Here is a 16,569-nt window from a genome sequence, read left to right on the forward strand (position 1 = left end):
CTTTACTCTTTTTTCAAATACTTCTCTTCAAATTCCTGTGTCAAACGGATAACTTCTTTAGTAACTTGTACCAATTCGATGGTTTCTTTTTCCAATTTAAAAAGGTACATTCCTGCTTTTTTCTCTGAAAAATTGCGGTACAATATCTTCACAATCTGATTATAATTTGTTCCGATTGCTCGGAACTGACTAAAAAATCGGGTCAGCTTTTCGTGATATTCTATTGCATCCATATCAATTTTAACGATCTTTACTGTCTTCTGAAAGATGCAAGCCGTAATAAAATGAGCAATTACTTTCATTTCTGACTGGTCAAAGAGGGCAAGAAATTTCGCATTGTCCTCCGCATTCAGGTTGATGGAATACCGATGAACCGCAGGGTCAATCTTTGGTTTTCTTCCTGATTTCATAATCTGTTTTCTGTTTTTCTCTTCCATAATAATCTAATTTTAATTTTACATAAACGAGCGACTTCGGAGCCGTTTCCAGCCCCTGCAAGGGCAAGTGCTCTTGAGATGCTGAAATTTATTTCGAGGACCTCAAGAGATAACTTGCTCTGAACAGGAGTTCAGAAAAATCCGTTTTGCAAACGGATTGGAGTTAGCTGAAAAAGCTAATCGCTTTCGTTACAAAGTTCGATAAGACCATCTGAATAACAACGACTTACAATCACGCCAAACAAAGCCAATAAACGCCAAATAGTACCACCTTTATGAGGATTGGAATTGCTTTTATTTCCTTTGTAACTGGTTAGCTGGCTGATTGGTTATGCCCTAATTAAATAACTGAACAGCATAAATCCCGACAGCAAATCTGCGTGATTGAATGCAGACGAATTATACACTTTTCAGTTAACGAAACAGCTAATTAAGGGTATGCAGGTGCATAGGTAGATAGGTTGTTATATAGGTGCAATCGTACATACAACTGACTGCTTAGCTAGCCAAACAGCTAATTGGATATAATATTAAAATTTAGAGATATGATACACGAAGAAAACAAAAATCAGCAACCCGAAAAAGAGGATTTTTCTATTGAAAATTTCCTAACTGATGAAAAGAAACAACCTTTGACGGAACAACAAGGAGCAACACATCGGGAAGACTTTGCCAAACCCGAAGTAGATGAGGAAGCTATTATGCGTGTAATGGCAGGGGAAGAACCCGAGAAAATAGCAACAGAAATGGAACAAACTAAACCGTCAGCGAACAGCACGAAAAAAAGTACCTCCAAGCCAAAGAAGCTGACCAAACAGGACTACTGCGGACAGTTCTTTAAAATTCCGAACAGTACTGCAAGTAGGGGGAAATCGGTCTATGTACGGCAGGAACACCACGAAACATTTAACAAGCTGACAAGTATTATGGGTATCGACAAGTTGACAATTTATGCCTATCTGGACAACATTATCGAATACCACTTTCAGGAGTTCGCGGATTTGATTAGCGAAATCTACAACGATAAGCACAAACCGTTGTTTTGATTGTGGTGCGGTCTCGGGCGTGGTGCGTTGCTCCCTCTTAAAATTATTTTTCAAAACAAAAAAACAGAAAAAAAGAAAGCCATTCAATCAAGTCGGACAAGCGGAAAACCAAAAGGAAACGGAATAAATCCCGAAGGGTGGCAGGGCAATCACACAACAACTGGGCGAAGCCACCATATTTGCACTGCCATTATGCCGTAGTCTTTTGGTTGGGTGGTGCGGTGGCTGTCCGACTTACATTTGCTACCTTTTTGTTCATTTTTTAATCCATTCCAATCAAAGAAAGGATACAAAAAACACGTAAAGGTTAAGGACAGGTTGTTTTTGGTATGCTTTCCTTTATCCGTACAAAACTCTTTAAACGAGTGAGGGCTTTGCGAGGAAAATTTAAAGTGTTTTAAGGATTAATTTCCATTCCTATTTGTGCCAACAGAAGCCAAATACTGCCACGTAATGCCAAATGAAAATAATACATTCTCTTGTGTTCTAAATTGTGGGAAATTTTGAACCTATGGCACAAAAAACAATTACCGAAAAAGAGCGTAAAGAAAACGAGCTATCCGAGAAGAAAAAGAACACTCCTTTGATGCAGGTCGATAAGCATAGCGACCCGATTTCCAATTTCATTACCAACTTTAAACGTCAATTCAAAGATACAAAGGGCTTAGGTCTGGACAAGCTGTTCGGTGGCAAGCGTGTTGAACAACAAAAACAGACTACCGAACCTGAAAGTATAATAGGTGCAACAAAAACGATTATGCTTTCGGATTTCAAAAACGATGAAAAAGTCAGATTGTACAGAAAAACAATAAGCATGCCTTGAAGACAGACAACGCAATCAAACCGCAACAAGCTCTCCAGAAAAACAATAAGCCAAAGTTGGGATTGTAGCCGAGTATTTTACATCTGAACGCCAAACGCTACCTCTGACGGCAACATTGGAACGACCTATGTAAATAGCTTTTATTTTCGAGGTTTAAATGATTCAGATATGGAAATAACAGTTTTAGACATTCAGATTTTAAAAGCATTGCATAGGGAAGTAAAGGAAGTTTCCAATCTAATTGCGGAAATGACCGCACCCTACAAAGCATTGCAACAGGCAACAAAATGGCTCGACCAACAGGAAGCCTGTCAACTACTGAACATTAGCAAAAGAACTTTGCAGACATACAGGGCAAAGGGCATTCTTGGAGCAACGCAAATCAATCGGAAAACATATTTCAGATTATCCGAAGTGGAATTATTTATGCAGGGAGAGCGACCGTTAAAAAAGCAAAAGAAATGAAACAGATTGGAAATTCAAACGAGGATATGCTTGCTTTGCTCGAAGCTGTGGTAGGCATCAAAAATGAACTGCTGTATATCAGAGAATATTTCCACCCACTTTTGAAAGGGGAAATCTATCTGTCAGGCGAACAGGTTTGCGAGATGCTCCACATTAGCAAACGGACGTTGCAACAGTATCGTGATGACGGACTGATACCTTTTATCAAGCTCGAACGAAAAATCCTTTTCCGTGAAAGCGATATTATCAAGGTGTTGGAAGATAACTACCAGAGTTAGCTGATTGTGTGAAATTGTAAGCGTATCGGTCAATTAAAGAAACAGCCCACTGCTTTAGGCAGTGGGCTTTGGTATTATTACATTTCTATCATTCTATTATTTAATATACTACTAAAATAGCAAGTCAAATTTGATGAAATTTTTTCAAAGACATTAGGAATATAGTCTGATATATTTTCAACAGTCAATTCCTTTTCAATAGGATAATTATGATATGTATTAAGATAGTTTTTTATATCATATTTCTCCGTATCATTGAGTTTTTCAAAGGGGTTTTGAGCCGTGTAGTTGTGGAAATCTGACAAATGAATGGAAGCACAACCAAATTTATATACATATTGAATATACCCATAAAATTCATTTGCCTTCTCAACCATATCTTTATCTGTGATTTGTTTCCATTTGTTATTTGATGTTAAAACTGTCCATTTCTCTCCTGACAAAGTCTGGTTCATCATTCTTTCTCGTTCATCGAAATCGGATATTCTACCTAAATACATTACTCTGATAAAAGAGTCCAACTCTTGTCTTAATATAGAAACGCAGTTGCCAAATAATCCTTGTGAAAATAAAAGTGTCAATGCTTTTTTATTTTCTTCACTTCTATTCTGAATTAGTGAAATATATTTTTGTCTTATATCCGCCATTATTTGAAGCATTTTTTCTAATAGCTAAAGTACAAAAAAAAGCCAATGTAGATAACATTGACTTTTTTAAATTGCTTTACTGGGTTTTATAATTGAGCCACAAAAGACTGCTCCATCCTCTTAAATTTGTGTGATACTTTTTGCATATCCTTACCTACTTTCTCGTTGAGTATCTTGGCATAAATTTGCGTTGTGGCAATGTTTTTATGCCCTAACATTTTGCTCAAACTCTCTAACGGAACTCCCTCGCTCAAAAACAGCGTGGCAAACGTATGGCGTGCCAAGTGAAAGGTTACTTTCTTTTCTTTCAGGCAGTCAATCAGTTGTGATATTCTCTTTAGGCTATCATTACAGACTGTATTTGATGGTACAGGAAATACCTTTCCGTCTTTTGAAAATCCTGCATATTTTTCGATAATCATTTTGGGAATATCCAACAGCATCACGTTTGACGATGTGGCTGTTTTTTTCCTACGTATGATAATCCACTGGTTACCGTCAAAGAAATCCTGAATATTGCTGTTTCTAAGTCTTTTCATATCTGAATAGGAAAGACCTGTAAAGCAACTGAAAACAAATAGGTCTTTGACCAATTCGTCTTTCTTTTTCTCGCAGTTGAACGTTACAAACTGTTCCAACTCGTTCCGCAACAGATAACCTCTGTCTTTGTCCTTTTTGGTATTCTTGTACTCGCTGAACGGATTAAAAGCAAGATGCTTTCTGCTCATTGCCAATCGGCAAAGCGTGGTAAAGCCAATCATATACAGCCAAATCGTGTTATGTGTCAAGCTTTGTTCGTCACGCAGGTAGTAATCAAAGTCCTGTACAAAATTAGATGTAAGGTCATTGAATGATAAGTCAGAATATCCGTATTTTGTAAGTGCAAAATTTCGCAGATGCTTCAAAAGTGTTTTGTACTTACTGCGTGTGCCATTTACCCTAAGTCCGTTATTGACTTTTTTCTCATAGTCAGATAAGAACTGTTCATAAAACTTGAAAAAGGTCATTTCTCCGCTTTCCATACCGAGAAAAGCATTTTTAAGTTTAGCACTGTTTACAGCTCCTTCGTTCTTCAGAATTTTGGAATAGCATTCCTCAATACCCAAACGGATTTTATCAAGCTTGCCGTTAACATCTTGGGCTTCTCGGCTTTTTCCTAAAACCCTGCCGTACTTCAAATCCCAATTTGATGCAGAAATATCCAGCTTGGTACTGAATGCAGACTGATTACCGTTTACGGTAATTCTACACATAAGCGTAACTTTCCCGTTCTTCTTCGGGGCATTCTTTTTAAGGTAGAAAAGAACCTTAAACGTTGATTTTTTTGTCGTTTCCATACTCACAATTCTTAATGATAAAATTAAACCTATGCGAGCTACGGAACAATATGAAAAACTATGCAGAAAGCTGAATTACAGTATTTTAAAACGATTGTTTCTAATATTTAAAAGTAACGTTTTAGTAACCTTACTTTTGCTAAACCTCGCTTTTTACTGCTTTTTACCTCATTACCAAAAAATCATAAAACGGCTGTAAAGTCTTTATTTACAACCGTTTTTCCTGTTATTAATCTTTGATGTATTTTTACTGAAACTTTATTTTAAATTTGGTTATTATGTAAAACTAGCTTCTTGGTGGATAGATACCCTCAACGCAGATTATATAGTTTAAACCCAGGTAAGGAGGCATATTGTTTACCGGAAGGTTTTGCCCGACAAACGAAATACTCTGAGGGTTGATAGCTGTATCGGGATCGGCATTGTTGACAAAGCTGGTGACAACATTGAAATCTCTTCCCACCTGTGTTCCTGAGATAGCAATAGATGTGGTTGCCGATGGCGTACCTGAATTGGCATTCTTATTAGCTACTTTGAGTTGAAACCCGGCCCCTACACTTGGAAGGTTAGACGCTAAAAGTGTATTTTGAGTGGTTCCTGCCACAACACCCAATGGGTAAAATTGATTAGCATTTACATTCCCTGCTCCCAATGCCATTCTTCCTTTAAGGTTAGGAAGGGCAAAAGTAGTGATTCCATCACCTCCATAGGTTGTTCCTAAAAGAGAGAACAAGGCGCTGTTCTGGGCAATACTTAAGAGGCTTCCGTCACAAAACATCCATCCTCTGGGTGCAAAATTTCCTGCAAATAATTTAACAATTCCCATATATTCTTCCATAATACTAGTTTTTTCAGTTTTTTACTATTCCTACTCTGTTTCACCGGCTTTTCGGAGTCCGCCAACTGGTTTGATTTACTGAGTCAAAGGAACAACGAATACAAAAACAGAACTAGAGTAGAAAATACCAAATTATACACTCCGTATTTCTACGTAATATCCGATTTGAAAATCAAGACTAATTTGTCGTCCTTAAGTTTCCCGGAGAGCACTGTATTTAGTATTTTTGTAAGAATCCAATAAAAAGTAAAATGAACGAATTTGTAGCAACAGAAATTAAAAATAATATTGCCGAAATCACATTCGGAACGCCAAAAAGCAATTCTCTTCCGGGAGCCATTTTAGAAAAGCTGGCCCATACTATTTTAGAAGAGGGGGCAAAAGATGAGGTAAAAGCCATTTTGGTCAAAAGCGAAGGCGAAAAAAGCCTTTTGTGCAGGAGCAAGTTTTGATGAGCTTTTGGCTATCGAAGAACTAGAGGCTTCCACAAAATTTTTCGGCGGTTTTGCCAAAGTATTGAATGCTATGAGAAATTGCGGAAAGATTGTGGTGGTAAGAGTACAGGGAAAAACTACCGGTGGTGGAGTAGGTATTGCCTGTGGGGCAGATTATTGTTTTGCAACAAAAGATTCAGCTTTAGCCCTTACTGAAATTAATCTGGGAATCGGCCCTTTCGTAATCGGCCCTTATGTAGAAAGAAAGATTGGAAAGTCCCAGTTTTCTGCAATGGCCATCGATGCTGATTTCAGATCTGCAGACTGGGCAGAACAACATAATATCTACCATTCTGTATCTGATACCATTTCGGAAATGGATGAAAAGCTTGACAAATTTATGCAAACCCTGGCCTCCAGAAGCAGTGAAGCCTTAGCCCTTATTAAAAAAGTTTCATGGGAGGGAACAGACCATTTCAATGAATTGATGCCGGCAAGAATTCATATGAGTGCCAGCCTTATTCTGGAAGATTCTGCAAAGAAAAATATCGGAGCGATTAAAGAAAGATTAAGAGCCAAGTAATATACAGAGTTCAGGATTTTAAAATATTCAGCCATTGATAAGTTCAATGGCTTTTTTGTTGAGACCGGAAATTATTTTTTAAAAAAAGTTTTGTTCATTCAAATAAAATTTTAACTTTGTAATTCAAAGTTCTTTTTATGGATACCAAAAACTATCACGAAGACTTATCTCATATCCGTTCCATGATGGAGCGTTCTTCCAGATTTATTTCTTTAAGCGGCTTGTCTGGAGTTGTGGCCGGAGTTGTTGCTCTTCTCGGGGCGGGATATGCATATTATGCGATGGAAAGAGAAAAGGTAAGCTATGTTCATGGCCGTAAATTCTTGTATAATCCCGATCTTGTGCAGGAATTAATAGTAACGGGACTTACCGTTTTAATAGTAGCTGTTCTTAGCGGATATATTTTTACGGCCAATAAAAGCAAAAAGAAAGGATTGAAAATCTGGGATGCTACCACGAAGCGTCTTATTGTCACATTTGCTGTTCCGTTGGCGGCCGGAGGGATTTTTTGTTCAGCGCTTATTTTTCATCATTTAGTGGTCTGGATTGCTCCCGCAACATTGGTATTTTACGGATTAGCGTTGGTGGCTGCGGAGAGATATACGCTGCCGGATATAAAATATCTGGGATATTGTGAGATTATTTTAGGATTGCTGGCTGCCTTCGTATTAGGGTGGGGATTGGTTTTCTGGTCCTTGGGATTTGGAGTTTTGCATATTGTTTATGGACTGATTATGCATAAAAAGTATAAATAAAAAGCTAAATTTGCAGCTCTTTAGTCGCTAGTTTCTATAGCCTGCTGTCTGAGATCTGCAACGATTACCTTATTATGATAAAAATAAATCAACTCAACAAAGAATTTGAAAGCCGTGTAAGACTGGGGATTATGTCCGTTCTTATGGTTAATGATTGGGTTGACTTTTCCGAAATGAAAGCCCTTCTGGAAATTACAGACGGTAATCTGGCCAGCCACAGTAATGCATTAGAAAAAAACGGATATATTGAAGTAAAAAAGAATTTGTGGGTAAGAAACCTAAAACCTCTTACAGGGTTACCCAAAGTGGAAGACAGGCCTTTACAGATCATTTGGATGCTCTTGAAAAATTATTGGGACGCTAAACTCAATATTTTTTTTGAAATAATACTTTGAAATTCAAAGTTCTTTGTTTTATAAAATAAAGGAATAATACTGAAAATTAATCTCTTAAAATATATACACTATGAAAAAAATACGTGTTCACTTTCTGCTTTTTGTGTACGACAAAACTCAAAAGATATACAGAAAATACTTTAAAAAGAAAAAAAGACAATGGCAGTTTAATGAAAAGCAGCTTCTTGAATTTCAGGAAGATTCTCTGGGAAGGAAATTGGGGGAATTTTACCATAAACACGGTTTCTCTATGATTCCTAAAATGGAAAACCACGATGTACATCACCTCATTACAGGCTGCAGTACCCATTTCGAAGATGAAATTGCCATGCAGTACCTCTTACTGGGAAATGGTAAACTGAATGCTCATCTTTTGGCTGCTATTGTATTGGGAACGATCATTTTGCCTGAATATGCGAAAATTTATATCAAGGCTTTTCAGAAAGGCCAAAGTATGAGACCTTTCCACCATTGGGATTTTGAAGAATTATTGTGGCAGAACTTTGAGCATGTGAAAAACTTCATCCATCAAAAAGATACCGTTGTACTTTATTAATAAACCTATGGGAACAATAAAATTCAGCTTGTTGGGGAAAAGAACTTTCCTTATTTCGTTTTGGCTGGGAACGCTCCTATTGGTCGCATTTTGGATGACAAATGCAGAATGGCTGGCCATTGTCGGGTTTTATTACCTTATCATCGTTGCTATTGCCAATTTCATGATTCTTTTACATGAGCTTTTAGAATATCTGAATGATGTCTCTGAAAAGAAAAGCTCAGGAAACTCAGTACTTCTGCTCCTTGTTAATATTCCGATTGCTTTCGGTTATTTCTATCTATTCCTGCATATCGTTACTTCTTCTTTCAACTCATCATTTTAAATCTACTCTTATGAAAACACATCAATATATACTGATCACAGCCATCCTTTTTGTTATCCTGTTTTATGAGCAGGAACCGGGGCTCAACCTCGGAATCCTTGCTATTGTTTATACGGTACTGACCTTATTCAGGACATCGGAAAAAAACAGAACCCGGGCATTTCTCATTCTTTTTGTAACCAGTATTTTGTCCGCTGTGGCCTTTGCCTGGTATGGTGATTTTCCTTCTTTCCTGGCAGTGGTGAGTTCACTTCTGCTTCTGGCTTACAGGTCAAAGAACAGGAAGATGAAGATATTGTTTCTCCTTCCTGTTTTTATTGTAAACTGTTGTACCTCTTTTTGCCGCTTTTTCAGTTTTGATCAATGGATGCCTAAAAGAAATGTTTCCGGATTATGGCAGAAGACATTAGCTTTTATCCTGATTCCCTTGATTCTTGTATCTGTTTTCTTTGGAATTTATTCTGCCGGAAGTGACCATTTTGCAGCTCTCTTTACAGATTATGAACTGGATATCAATTTATGGCAGCTTTTCTGTCTTTCTGTTTTGGGATTTTTTATCGCTTTTAATTACTGGAACTATGCAGTAGAAAAATTGATTTACAAAAATCATCACTTCCTGGATAATGATTTTAAGAAAGATGCACTGATTCCGAAAGCCACCTATTCTTTCCTGGATCTTGACTCCGAAAGAATGAGTGGGGTTATTTCTTTCCTTTTGCTCAATATTCTTTTGGTCTTTTTTATCATCACTTATAATTATGAACAGTTCTACGAAACTTCAAAAACACCGGTTCAGCTGTCAGAAGAAACACATGAGAGAGTCAACGCAGTGATTATGTCTATCGTTATGGCTATTCTCGTAATCATGTTTTATTTTAAATCCGGTTTTAACTTTGATCCTAAATCCGGATTGATGAAAGTTTTAGCCAAATTCTGGATTTTTCTGAATGCTGTTCTTGTTTTGTCAGCGGCAGTGAAAAATTATGAATATGTGGTTCAGTATGCATTGACCTACAAAAGACTCGGTGTTTTTGCTTTTTTAATGTTAGCACTCGTGGGACTTGCTTTGACCTATATTAAGATTCAAAAGAGAAAAAGAAATGCTTTTCTGTTCAATACAATGACATGGTATCTGTATGGGACAATTCTGGTTTGCAGCTATGTGAACTGGGGTGGTTTTATCACTTCTCAGAATATGAAACGTAAAGATTTTGCCGTCAATTATCATTTTATCTCCATCAATTTTAGCGAAAAGGATCTGTTGAAATATGCTGATGAAAAACATGATCAAAAGCTTAAAAAACAGATACTGGATAAGATTAGAAATGAAAGGTCAAAAACCTTTCTTTCAAAGATTATATATTATCAGGCCATTAAATAATATAAGATGAATAAAATAATAAAATCGTCAAGGTTTACAATGAATATCCTGCTGGTATTCATGACCTTATTTTGTTTCAGTCTATCTATATTCAGGTATTATGTCAGTGAAACCAAAGTTTTTTTCTTCCTTAACTGGAATTTATTCCTCGCCTGGATTCCTTTTTTGTTGAGCTCATTCATTGGTGCTTTCAAAATCAAAAGTAAAACATCCCTGGTGTTGATCATTATCGTGTGGATTTTGTTTTTTCCCAATTCACCCTATATTCTTACCGATCTTTTTCATTTAAAAATGAGGGATTCAATACCGGTTTGGTATGATCTTATTGTCATTCTTTCTTATGCATGGACCGGGTTGATATGCGGATTTATAAGTTTACATGATATTGAAAAGCTGCTTTCTGAAAACGGTAAAAAGAGAATGGTTACCGGAATTGTAGTGCTTTTTCTTTTTATGAGCAGTTTTGGTGTCTATCTGGGAAGGTTTTTGAGATGGAACAGCTGGGATGTTTTTAACGATCCTTCCGGATTACTCGGTGACATTATTATTCGGTTTATCGATCCGACAGAGTATTCCGGAACATGGGGGCTTACCTTTTTAATGGGAATTATGCTCAATTGTATGTACTTCACATTTAAACTAATGGAAAGCAATGAAAAGACCGTAATCGAGGCAGAAAAGTGAATCTGTTGACTGCAGTTGGAACAATTTTAGCATGTAAAAAGACTTAACTGAATGTTGAATTGGAACATCCATAAATTAATTATTATGAAAAAAAGCCTATTGTTAATTCCTTTGATGATCGTTGCCTGTAAAAAAGAACCGGCTGTAACAGCAGTATCGGATAAAGATTCTACCATTAAAACAGAAATGCCGGATTCTGTCATGAAAAGTGATTCTGCTGCATTGAGAAAAAAAGATTCCATTATTAACAATGCACCTGCCACTAAAGAAGTTTTGCGTAAAGGCGTCATGAGAAGCGAAAAAGAAGGCCAGATTGTAAGAACGGCCGATGCTTCCCAACTTCCCTTTACACTGGGAGAAGCATTTACAAAAGACGGTCAGGAGCTGGTTTTAAAACTGATCAACTATGATCAACCCAACATTAAGGCAAAGATCACCACCAAAGAAAAGGAATTTAATATCCGCTTCAATCAGATCAAACTTCCTAATGGAGATTATGACGGTCCTTTCGGAAGAGATATTACCTATGAAACTCCGGGGAAAGGAGAGGTATGGCTGATTATAGGGAAAAGTAATATGGCATCAGGAAACACAAAAGGTAGTTTTACGGTAAGCGTGGAATAAGATAAACCAATTTGGTATAATTTCTGCAAACTAATCTTTGAAGTTTAAATTTTAAATTATGAAAAATATAGTTCTAACAGCAATGGCCGCTTCAGCTGTACTTGTAAGTTGCGGAACCGTACAGTCGCTGGTTCAGAATACGTTTCCATACACCACAAATGTTTTAGTTTCTACAGGAGTGCCCGCAGATAAAGAAGTGTCTTCTACGGCAACTGCTACGAACGTTCAGACATGGGTAGGAGGAAATAATAATGCAAAAATCAAAGATGTGAGAATCTCAGAGGCAAAAATCTCTGTAGCTTCACCGTCTGGAGGAAATTTAAGCGCATTCAAGTCCGTTAAAATTTACGTTTCGTCTGCCGGAACAAATGAAAGACTGATTGCATCACGTTCCAATATATCCACCAATTCATCCAGCTTAAACCTGGATCTTAATGACACCGGATATTTGGATGAGATTGTAAAAAGTGCGGGACTTACGGTAAGAACGGTGTATGAATTGAAAAACCAGACCAGTTCAGATATGAACATCAAAGTGGCACTTAATTTCAACAGCGTCCCTGCACAATAATTTTTATAAAGTTTATTATGAAGAAAACGTCTTTCAGAGTATTGAAAGACGTTTTCGATTTATATGGTATCGACCGTATTATTGCTTTATCAGTTTTTCAACAACTCTTCGTTGCCCTTCACTGATCGTAATAATATATTGTCCGGGCAACAGGCTTGAAAGATCAATTTTTTCTTCCGGCATTGCTGTTCCCCTGATGACAGATCGTCCCTGCATACTAATGATTTCAAAATCAAGCTTTTTATTTTCCACATTTTGAAGGGTTATAACATTTTGGGACGGATTAGGATAGATTTTTACTTCCAATGATGGTAAAGCTTTAACAGCCTTTGCCGATTTGCCTTCCAATTGGAGTATGGCATTTTTTACATTGGGAAGAGGCCCGATTTTTTGATTGGCAACAGTGCCACCCTGGGGTATTCCTGTAGAAATTAAAAGGTTCTTCATGGCAGCCGGACTCAGGTACTGACCTGTGGTTTGGCGATAATATGACTGAATCAGCACCGCGGCAGAAGCTACCGTAGGAGTTGCAGAGCTTGTTCCACTGAAGTAATTGTATGTTCTGTTGTTATCATTATCATATTTGGCATAGGAACCATATCCTGCCGCCAGAACACTGCTTCCCCAACCTTGTACATCCACCCGGTTCCCGTATGTGCTGAAACTTAGTTTTGAATGTGTGGTATTTGGTGAACCAGCTCCCACGATAATAGCACCGCTGTTTCCTCTTGACATATAAGAAGCATAGAAAGGATCATCAAGGTTCTGGTTCCCATTACCTGCTGCTGCAATAATGATTATCCCTGAATCTGTAGCCGCCTTTGTAAGATCCCAGATTACTTTGTCATATTCTGCAGGGCAATATTGACCGTCTTTACCGCCGGTTTGCATTTCATACAGGATAATATCGCCGGCCTGGGATGCATTGATGGATCTGCTCACTGCAGCGGCCCTGTTGTAGCCTACAGTGGTCCACTCCATATATCCTTTGATTTCAGAAGCATTGTAGACTGCTCCTGTAAGTCCGATATTATCTTTTACAGAACCTAAAATACTGACTACAGCAGTACCGTGATCTCGGTAATTATTATTTGATAATCCGGAATTTGGAGAATATCCTGGTTCCAGTTGTATTGAGTTTTGATTGGCAAGCATTTCGTGAGTTTTATAAAAACCGTATTCTACATCACGGATTCTTATATTTTGTCCGGTAATCCCTCTCGACCAGGCATACTTGGCATTGATTCCGGGGTTGTCGTTCAGGTAAGTCTGAAGGTTTTCCAGATCAGGAGTTGCAACAAAAGCATTGATTAACGGAGGTTCTACAGGAGTACTGCTCATTACTGATGCATATTCAACTTCAGGAAATCTTTCAAGAGCCTGAGCCAGCCTTTGGGCATATTCTTCATTTTGAACGGGAAGGTCAGCTTTGAATATTCTTTTCAGTTTTTCGACAGATTCAGGAGAATAACCGTTGAGCTTACTGTTTCTTGCCATCTCAGAAAGTTTTTCATCAGTAAAGCCAAGGTCATAGGTAAATGACATGCTGTTTTCCCTGGCCAATTTTTCCAGCTCAGGGTTTTGTGCAAATGCAGCTTTTGCTGAAGCAATACCTTTTGAAAAACAGACATAGATATTGGCTTTTGCATAAGAGTCTCCGTTTGAAGGTTTCTGTGCAAGACAGAGAGAACAGGAGAACATAAACAAAGAGAAAATTTGAATTTTTGTTTTCATATAAATTTTGTTAAATGGTTGTGGATCAGTTTATGTTTATGTCAAAAATAATAATAAAATTAAAACAAATCACGTTTTTGTGAAATTATTTTAATTTGTATGTTTTTTTGGATACATATTAATTCCGTCGGAAAAAATGTTGCGGTAAAGGGCAAAAAAATGTCTCACAACATGTGGGAGACATTTTTAATTTTTTATTCGATATATTTTAACTGTAATAATATCCTTCGGATATGTCCGGTAATAAACGCATTATTATTGGTAAGCCAGACAATAGAAATCTGTTTCTCAGGAATGATAAGAAGATGTGATTTAAAACCTCCCTGATCCCCGGCGTGTTCGATAACCTTTACCTTTTCTTCTGTTTTTATTCCCGTATAAAACCCATTATGAACGAACCAGGTTCCGGTATGATCGGCTATTTTATCACTTTTCCAGTTAGCAGGCTTCCATGTGGTTTGGGATTCTTTTATAGTATGACAGTCTGTAAATTTACATTGTTGAAGAGCTGAAATATATTTCTTTAAATCTTCAACAGAACTCCAGACTCCGCCATTTCCGGCAGCTGCAAAAGTAGGACATTCACCATAATCATATTCCTCATAGATATTATTCCTGAGAACATATCCGTGAGCTACCCCTTTGTCTGGGAAACTACCGTCAGTAATGGTTGTGTTTTGCATCCCTGAAGGTCTGAATATATTTTCTGCAATAAATTGTTGCCATTTTTGATGGCTTGTTTTTTCAATGATCAATGCAAGTCCGTTATACGCAGGATTGGAGTAATTTGATTTCGTTCCGGGCTCAAATTCCAATGAATCGGTAGATTTTAATGGCTCAAAATTTTCTTTGTCCTTCGCCGTAAGATAAAATATACTGTCTTTGGCAACCTGTCTGAGATCCGGAAGGCCGGAAGTATGGGTAAGGAGGTGGCGGAGCCTGATATCTGCAACTGCTTTCCTGTTTTTGAAGTCCGGGAAGAATTTCAGAAGATGATCTTCTATGGAGAGCTTTTTCTTATTCTGGAGAATCAGAATTCCATAAGACACAAAAGTTTTTGTAATAGAACCAACATTAGATACTGTTTTACTCGTGAATTTTTCTTTTGTTGTAAGGTCTGCAAGTCCAAATGAATTTTCATAGAGTGTCTTATTGCCCTGTTGAATCAGGATACTGCCTCCGGGACTGTTTTCATTAAAGACCTGTGAAAAAGCGGAGTCAAGCTTTGTCTTTAAAAGTTGTTCACGGTCTTGTCCATAACAAGTAAACGCTGTAATGAGAAAGAGTAAAAGACAATGTCTTGCCTGTAACTGTAAATGAATAAACATGGTTTTTGTAGTTGTGATTGTATGTTTTTTATAATTCTGATTCCTCTTTTTTATCTTTGTGATAAAAGATATTTTTTTTATTCATGATTTCGTATTCAATTCCTAGGCTGTCTTTATCGACGCTTACCAGTTTTGCCTTCTGAATGGGCTGTGCTTCTCCCGCTATATCATTGGTGAAATGATCCTGAAAAACTTTTTCCACAATCTCCAAATAGGGCACTTTATATATTTCTTTTTCCACAATGCCTTCGTTTTTGTAGATATACACTTTAGGTTTATCCAGGACATTCCGACGCGTTCTTTCAATTCTATAGATCTTGTTAAGTTGTATCTGCTGATAATCATCCAATGTTGAAAAGTAATTGACCAAAGCGAAAAAAGGAATCATCATAGGTAACATGCTCAAAAGAACAGAGAAAATGAGAACGGCAAAATATGCCTTGACAACTTTTTTCTCCAAAACCTCAGGATGATCAATAAGGTCATTGCGAGCCACATCCAATTGATGATTTTATCCGTGTAATATCCGGAAAAGCTATACTGGTTTAAAGATAAAACAACTTCAGCAAGGAAAACCAGGCTGATAAAAGCATAAAGAAGGAGAATATTTTTATTGCTCATTGTTATCCTGCGATCAGTTTTTGGTAATTGAATCCATAACAATGGTTACAGGACCGTCATTGATGAGGGATACTTTCATATCTGCCCCGAAGATTCCGCTGGCTGTTTTCAGTCCTGATTTGGCTAGTTCTTCTTTGAAATAATCAAACAAAGGAACAGCCTTATCAGGTTTTGCCGCTTTGATGAATGAAGGGCGGTTTCCCTTTTTATAATCGGCAATCAGGGTAAACTGGCTGATGCACAGAATTTCTCCTGAAATATCTTTTACGGAAAGATTCAGTTTCCCGTCTTCATCGCTAAAGACCCTGAGATTTAAAACCTTTTGAACCAGCCATTCTGCATCTGCTTTTTCATCATTTTCATCAATACCAACCAGCAGCATTAAGCCTTTTCCGATTTCTCCTGCGATTTTTCCGTCTACTTTTACATTAGCTTCCGAAACTCTTTGTATAACGATCTTCATTTTTAATTGTACTATGTATTTTGTGTTTTCTTATAAAAAGAATGGAAGCAAAAATACTAAGAATACTGATAATGATTTGATCTTATTATTCAAAAGAATCATTTCTGAATTGTGAGCTCCATTGCTATCCTGGTTTTTAAGAAATGCCTATTTCATTGTATATGTTTTATAGATAAAAATACTGTTTTTTATTCATATCATTGCGCATCGTGATTTCCATAGTGGATATGAGCAGAATTGTCCT

At 37.2% G+C, this 16,569-nt stretch carries 18 protein-coding genes and 3 pseudogenes; 13 read left to right on the forward strand and 8 right to left on the reverse strand.

From position 1 onward, the window contains the following. Window positions 1–2: 2 nt before the first annotated feature. Window positions 3–437, reverse strand: coding sequence for a hypothetical protein (locus H3Z85_10790; protein ID QPQ53750.1), 435 nt, complete (start codon window positions 435–437; stop codon window positions 3–5). Between the two features lie 545 nt (window positions 438–982). Between H3Z85_10790 and H3Z85_10795 the strand changes: the two genes are divergently transcribed. The 4 genes and pseudogenes from H3Z85_10795 (at window position 983) to H3Z85_10810 (ending at window position 3,049) form a co-directional block, all read left to right on the forward strand. Continuing rightward, a complete protein-coding gene (locus H3Z85_10795) occupies window positions 983–1,483 on the forward strand; it encodes a DUF3408 domain-containing protein (GenBank protein QPQ53751.1) in 501 nt (166 codons plus the stop codon). Between the two features lie 511 nt (window positions 1,484–1,994). After that, window positions 1,995–2,374 (forward strand): annotated as a pseudogene (locus H3Z85_10800) (hypothetical protein). Window positions 2,375–2,474: 100 nt separating this feature from the next. Then, on the forward strand, window positions 2,475–2,771 hold the full coding sequence (locus H3Z85_10805; protein QPQ53752.1) for a helix-turn-helix domain-containing protein: 297 nt from the start codon (window positions 2,475–2,477) through the stop codon (window positions 2,769–2,771). Further along, on the forward strand, window positions 2,768–3,049 hold the full coding sequence (locus tag H3Z85_10810) for a helix-turn-helix domain-containing protein (protein ID QPQ53753.1): 282 nt from the start codon (window positions 2,768–2,770) through the stop codon (window positions 3,047–3,049). The genes H3Z85_10805 and H3Z85_10810 overlap by 4 nt, the downstream gene beginning before the upstream one ends. Window positions 3,050–3,126: 77 nt before the next feature. On the opposite strand, the gene H3Z85_10815 is transcribed toward H3Z85_10810, so the two are convergent. The 3 genes from H3Z85_10815 to H3Z85_10825 all read right to left on the reverse strand — a co-directional run bounded on the left by H3Z85_10815 (window position 3,127) and on the right by H3Z85_10825 (window position 5,871). After that, window positions 3,127–3,696 carry a hypothetical protein gene (locus tag H3Z85_10815; GenBank protein QPQ53754.1) on the reverse strand — a complete coding sequence of 190 codons (570 nt, stop codon included), beginning with the start codon at window positions 3,694–3,696 and terminating at the stop codon, window positions 3,127–3,129. Between the two features lie 86 nt (window positions 3,697–3,782). Continuing rightward, the gene (locus H3Z85_10820) at window positions 3,783–5,033 is read right to left on the reverse strand and encodes a site-specific integrase (protein QPQ53755.1); all 1,251 of its coding nucleotides are present in this window, start codon (window positions 5,031–5,033) and stop codon (window positions 3,783–3,785) included. 286 nt (window positions 5,034–5,319) lie between these two features. Beyond that, entirely contained in the window at window positions 5,320–5,871 is a 552-nt protein-coding gene (locus H3Z85_10825) for a phage tail protein (GenBank protein QPQ53756.1), read from the reverse strand. Between the two features lie 251 nt (window positions 5,872–6,122). On the opposite strand from H3Z85_10825, the pseudogene H3Z85_10830 reads away from it, so the two are divergent. From H3Z85_10830 to H3Z85_10870, 9 genes and pseudogenes are all read left to right on the forward strand, one after another. Continuing rightward, window positions 6,123–6,888 (forward strand): annotated as a pseudogene (locus tag H3Z85_10830) (enoyl-CoA hydratase/isomerase family protein). A gap of 137 nt (window positions 6,889–7,025) precedes the next feature. Then, on the forward strand, window positions 7,026–7,643 hold the full coding sequence (locus H3Z85_10835) for a hypothetical protein (GenBank protein ID QPQ53757.1): 618 nt from the start codon (window positions 7,026–7,028) through the stop codon (window positions 7,641–7,643). Between the two features lie 74 nt (window positions 7,644–7,717). After that, window positions 7,718–8,007: pseudogene (locus H3Z85_10840) on the forward strand (transcriptional regulator). Window positions 8,008–8,108: 101 nt separating this feature from the next. After that, on the forward strand, window positions 8,109–8,594 hold the full coding sequence (locus H3Z85_10845; protein QPQ53758.1) for a hypothetical protein: 486 nt from the start codon (window positions 8,109–8,111) through the stop codon (window positions 8,592–8,594). A 7-nt stretch (window positions 8,595–8,601) separates the two neighbouring features. Then, window positions 8,602–8,919 (forward strand): hypothetical protein, encoded by a 318-nt coding sequence (locus H3Z85_10850; GenBank protein ID QPQ53759.1) that lies wholly within the window; start codon window positions 8,602–8,604, stop codon window positions 8,917–8,919. A gap of 10 nt (window positions 8,920–8,929) precedes the next feature. Further along, on the forward strand, window positions 8,930–10,300 hold the full coding sequence (locus H3Z85_10855; GenBank protein QPQ53760.1) for a DUF4173 domain-containing protein: 1,371 nt from the start codon (window positions 8,930–8,932) through the stop codon (window positions 10,298–10,300). Window positions 10,301–10,306: 6 nt separating this feature from the next. Beyond that, window positions 10,307–10,984 carry a DUF1361 domain-containing protein gene (locus tag H3Z85_10860; protein QPQ53761.1) on the forward strand — a complete coding sequence of 226 codons (678 nt, stop codon included), beginning with the start codon at window positions 10,307–10,309 and terminating at the stop codon, window positions 10,982–10,984. A gap of 84 nt (window positions 10,985–11,068) precedes the next feature. Further along, window positions 11,069–11,608, forward strand: a complete 540-nt coding sequence (locus H3Z85_10865; protein QPQ53762.1) for a hypothetical protein — start codon at window positions 11,069–11,071, stop codon at window positions 11,606–11,608. Window positions 11,609–11,666: 58 nt separating this feature from the next. Further along, window positions 11,667–12,179, forward strand: coding sequence for a hypothetical protein (locus H3Z85_10870; protein ID QPQ53763.1), 513 nt, complete (start codon window positions 11,667–11,669; stop codon window positions 12,177–12,179). Between the two features lie 78 nt (window positions 12,180–12,257). Here H3Z85_10870 and H3Z85_10875 read toward each other — a convergent pair whose 3' ends face one another. The 4 genes from H3Z85_10875 to H3Z85_10890 all read right to left on the reverse strand — a co-directional run bounded on the left by H3Z85_10875 (window position 12,258) and on the right by H3Z85_10890 (window position 16,325). Further along, window positions 12,258–13,913: a S8 family peptidase gene (locus H3Z85_10875; protein ID QPQ53764.1), complete on the reverse strand. Its 1,656-nt coding sequence runs from the start codon at window positions 13,911–13,913 to the stop codon at window positions 12,258–12,260. 194 nt (window positions 13,914–14,107) lie between these two features. Beyond that, on the reverse strand, window positions 14,108–15,241 hold the full coding sequence (locus H3Z85_10880; protein QPQ53765.1) for a beta-lactamase family protein: 1,134 nt from the start codon (window positions 15,239–15,241) through the stop codon (window positions 14,108–14,110). Window positions 15,242–15,269: 28 nt separating this feature from the next. Beyond that, window positions 15,270–15,737: a hypothetical protein gene (locus tag H3Z85_10885; protein ID QPQ53766.1), complete on the reverse strand. Its 468-nt coding sequence runs from the start codon at window positions 15,735–15,737 to the stop codon at window positions 15,270–15,272. A gap of 138 nt (window positions 15,738–15,875) precedes the next feature. Beyond that, window positions 15,876–16,325 carry a D-tyrosyl-tRNA(Tyr) deacylase gene (locus tag H3Z85_10890; protein ID QPQ53767.1) on the reverse strand — a complete coding sequence of 150 codons (450 nt, stop codon included), beginning with the start codon at window positions 16,323–16,325 and terminating at the stop codon, window positions 15,876–15,878. Window positions 16,326–16,569: the final 244 nt, after the last annotated feature.

Source organism: Chryseobacterium indologenes, assembly GCA_016025055.1.
Taxonomy (GTDB): Bacteria; Bacteroidota; Bacteroidia; order Flavobacteriales; family Weeksellaceae; genus Chryseobacterium; species Chryseobacterium indologenes.

Coding starts and splice junctions, on each gene's coding strand:
- H3Z85_10825 (QPQ53756.1), bottom strand. CDS start 5,871: ATGGAAGAATATATGGGAATTGTTAAATTATTTGCAGGAAATTTTGCA.
- H3Z85_10880 (QPQ53765.1), bottom strand. CDS start 15,241: ATGTTTATTCATTTACAGTTACAGGCAAGACATTGTCTTTTACTCTTT.
- H3Z85_10820 (QPQ53755.1), bottom strand. CDS start 5,033: ATGGAAACGACAAAAAAATCAACGTTTAAGGTTCTTTTCTACCTTAAA.
- H3Z85_10870 (QPQ53763.1), top strand. CDS start 11,667: ATGAAAAATATAGTTCTAACAGCAATGGCCGCTTCAGCTGTACTTGTA.
- H3Z85_10850 (QPQ53759.1), top strand. CDS start 8,602: ATGGGAACAATAAAATTCAGCTTGTTGGGGAAAAGAACTTTCCTTATT.
- H3Z85_10875 (QPQ53764.1), bottom strand. CDS start 13,913: ATGAAAACAAAAATTCAAATTTTCTCTTTGTTTATGTTCTCCTGTTCT.
- H3Z85_10815 (QPQ53754.1), bottom strand. CDS start 3,696: ATGGCGGATATAAGACAAAAATATATTTCACTAATTCAGAATAGAAGT.
- H3Z85_10855 (QPQ53760.1), top strand. CDS start 8,930: ATGAAAACACATCAATATATACTGATCACAGCCATCCTTTTTGTTATC.
- H3Z85_10790 (QPQ53750.1), bottom strand. CDS start 437: ATGGAAGAGAAAAACAGAAAACAGATTATGAAATCAGGAAGAAAACCA.
- H3Z85_10845 (QPQ53758.1), top strand. CDS start 8,109: ATGAAAAAAATACGTGTTCACTTTCTGCTTTTTGTGTACGACAAAACT.
- H3Z85_10795 (QPQ53751.1), top strand. CDS start 983: ATGATACACGAAGAAAACAAAAATCAGCAACCCGAAAAAGAGGATTTT.
- H3Z85_10865 (QPQ53762.1), top strand. CDS start 11,069: ATGAAAAAAAGCCTATTGTTAATTCCTTTGATGATCGTTGCCTGTAAA.
- H3Z85_10890 (QPQ53767.1), bottom strand. CDS start 16,325: ATGAAGATCGTTATACAAAGAGTTTCGGAAGCTAATGTAAAAGTAGAC.
- H3Z85_10860 (QPQ53761.1), top strand. CDS start 10,307: ATGAATAAAATAATAAAATCGTCAAGGTTTACAATGAATATCCTGCTG.
- H3Z85_10805 (QPQ53752.1), top strand. CDS start 2,475: ATGGAAATAACAGTTTTAGACATTCAGATTTTAAAAGCATTGCATAGG.
- H3Z85_10810 (QPQ53753.1), top strand. CDS start 2,768: ATGAAACAGATTGGAAATTCAAACGAGGATATGCTTGCTTTGCTCGAA.
- H3Z85_10835 (QPQ53757.1), top strand. CDS start 7,026: ATGGATACCAAAAACTATCACGAAGACTTATCTCATATCCGTTCCATG.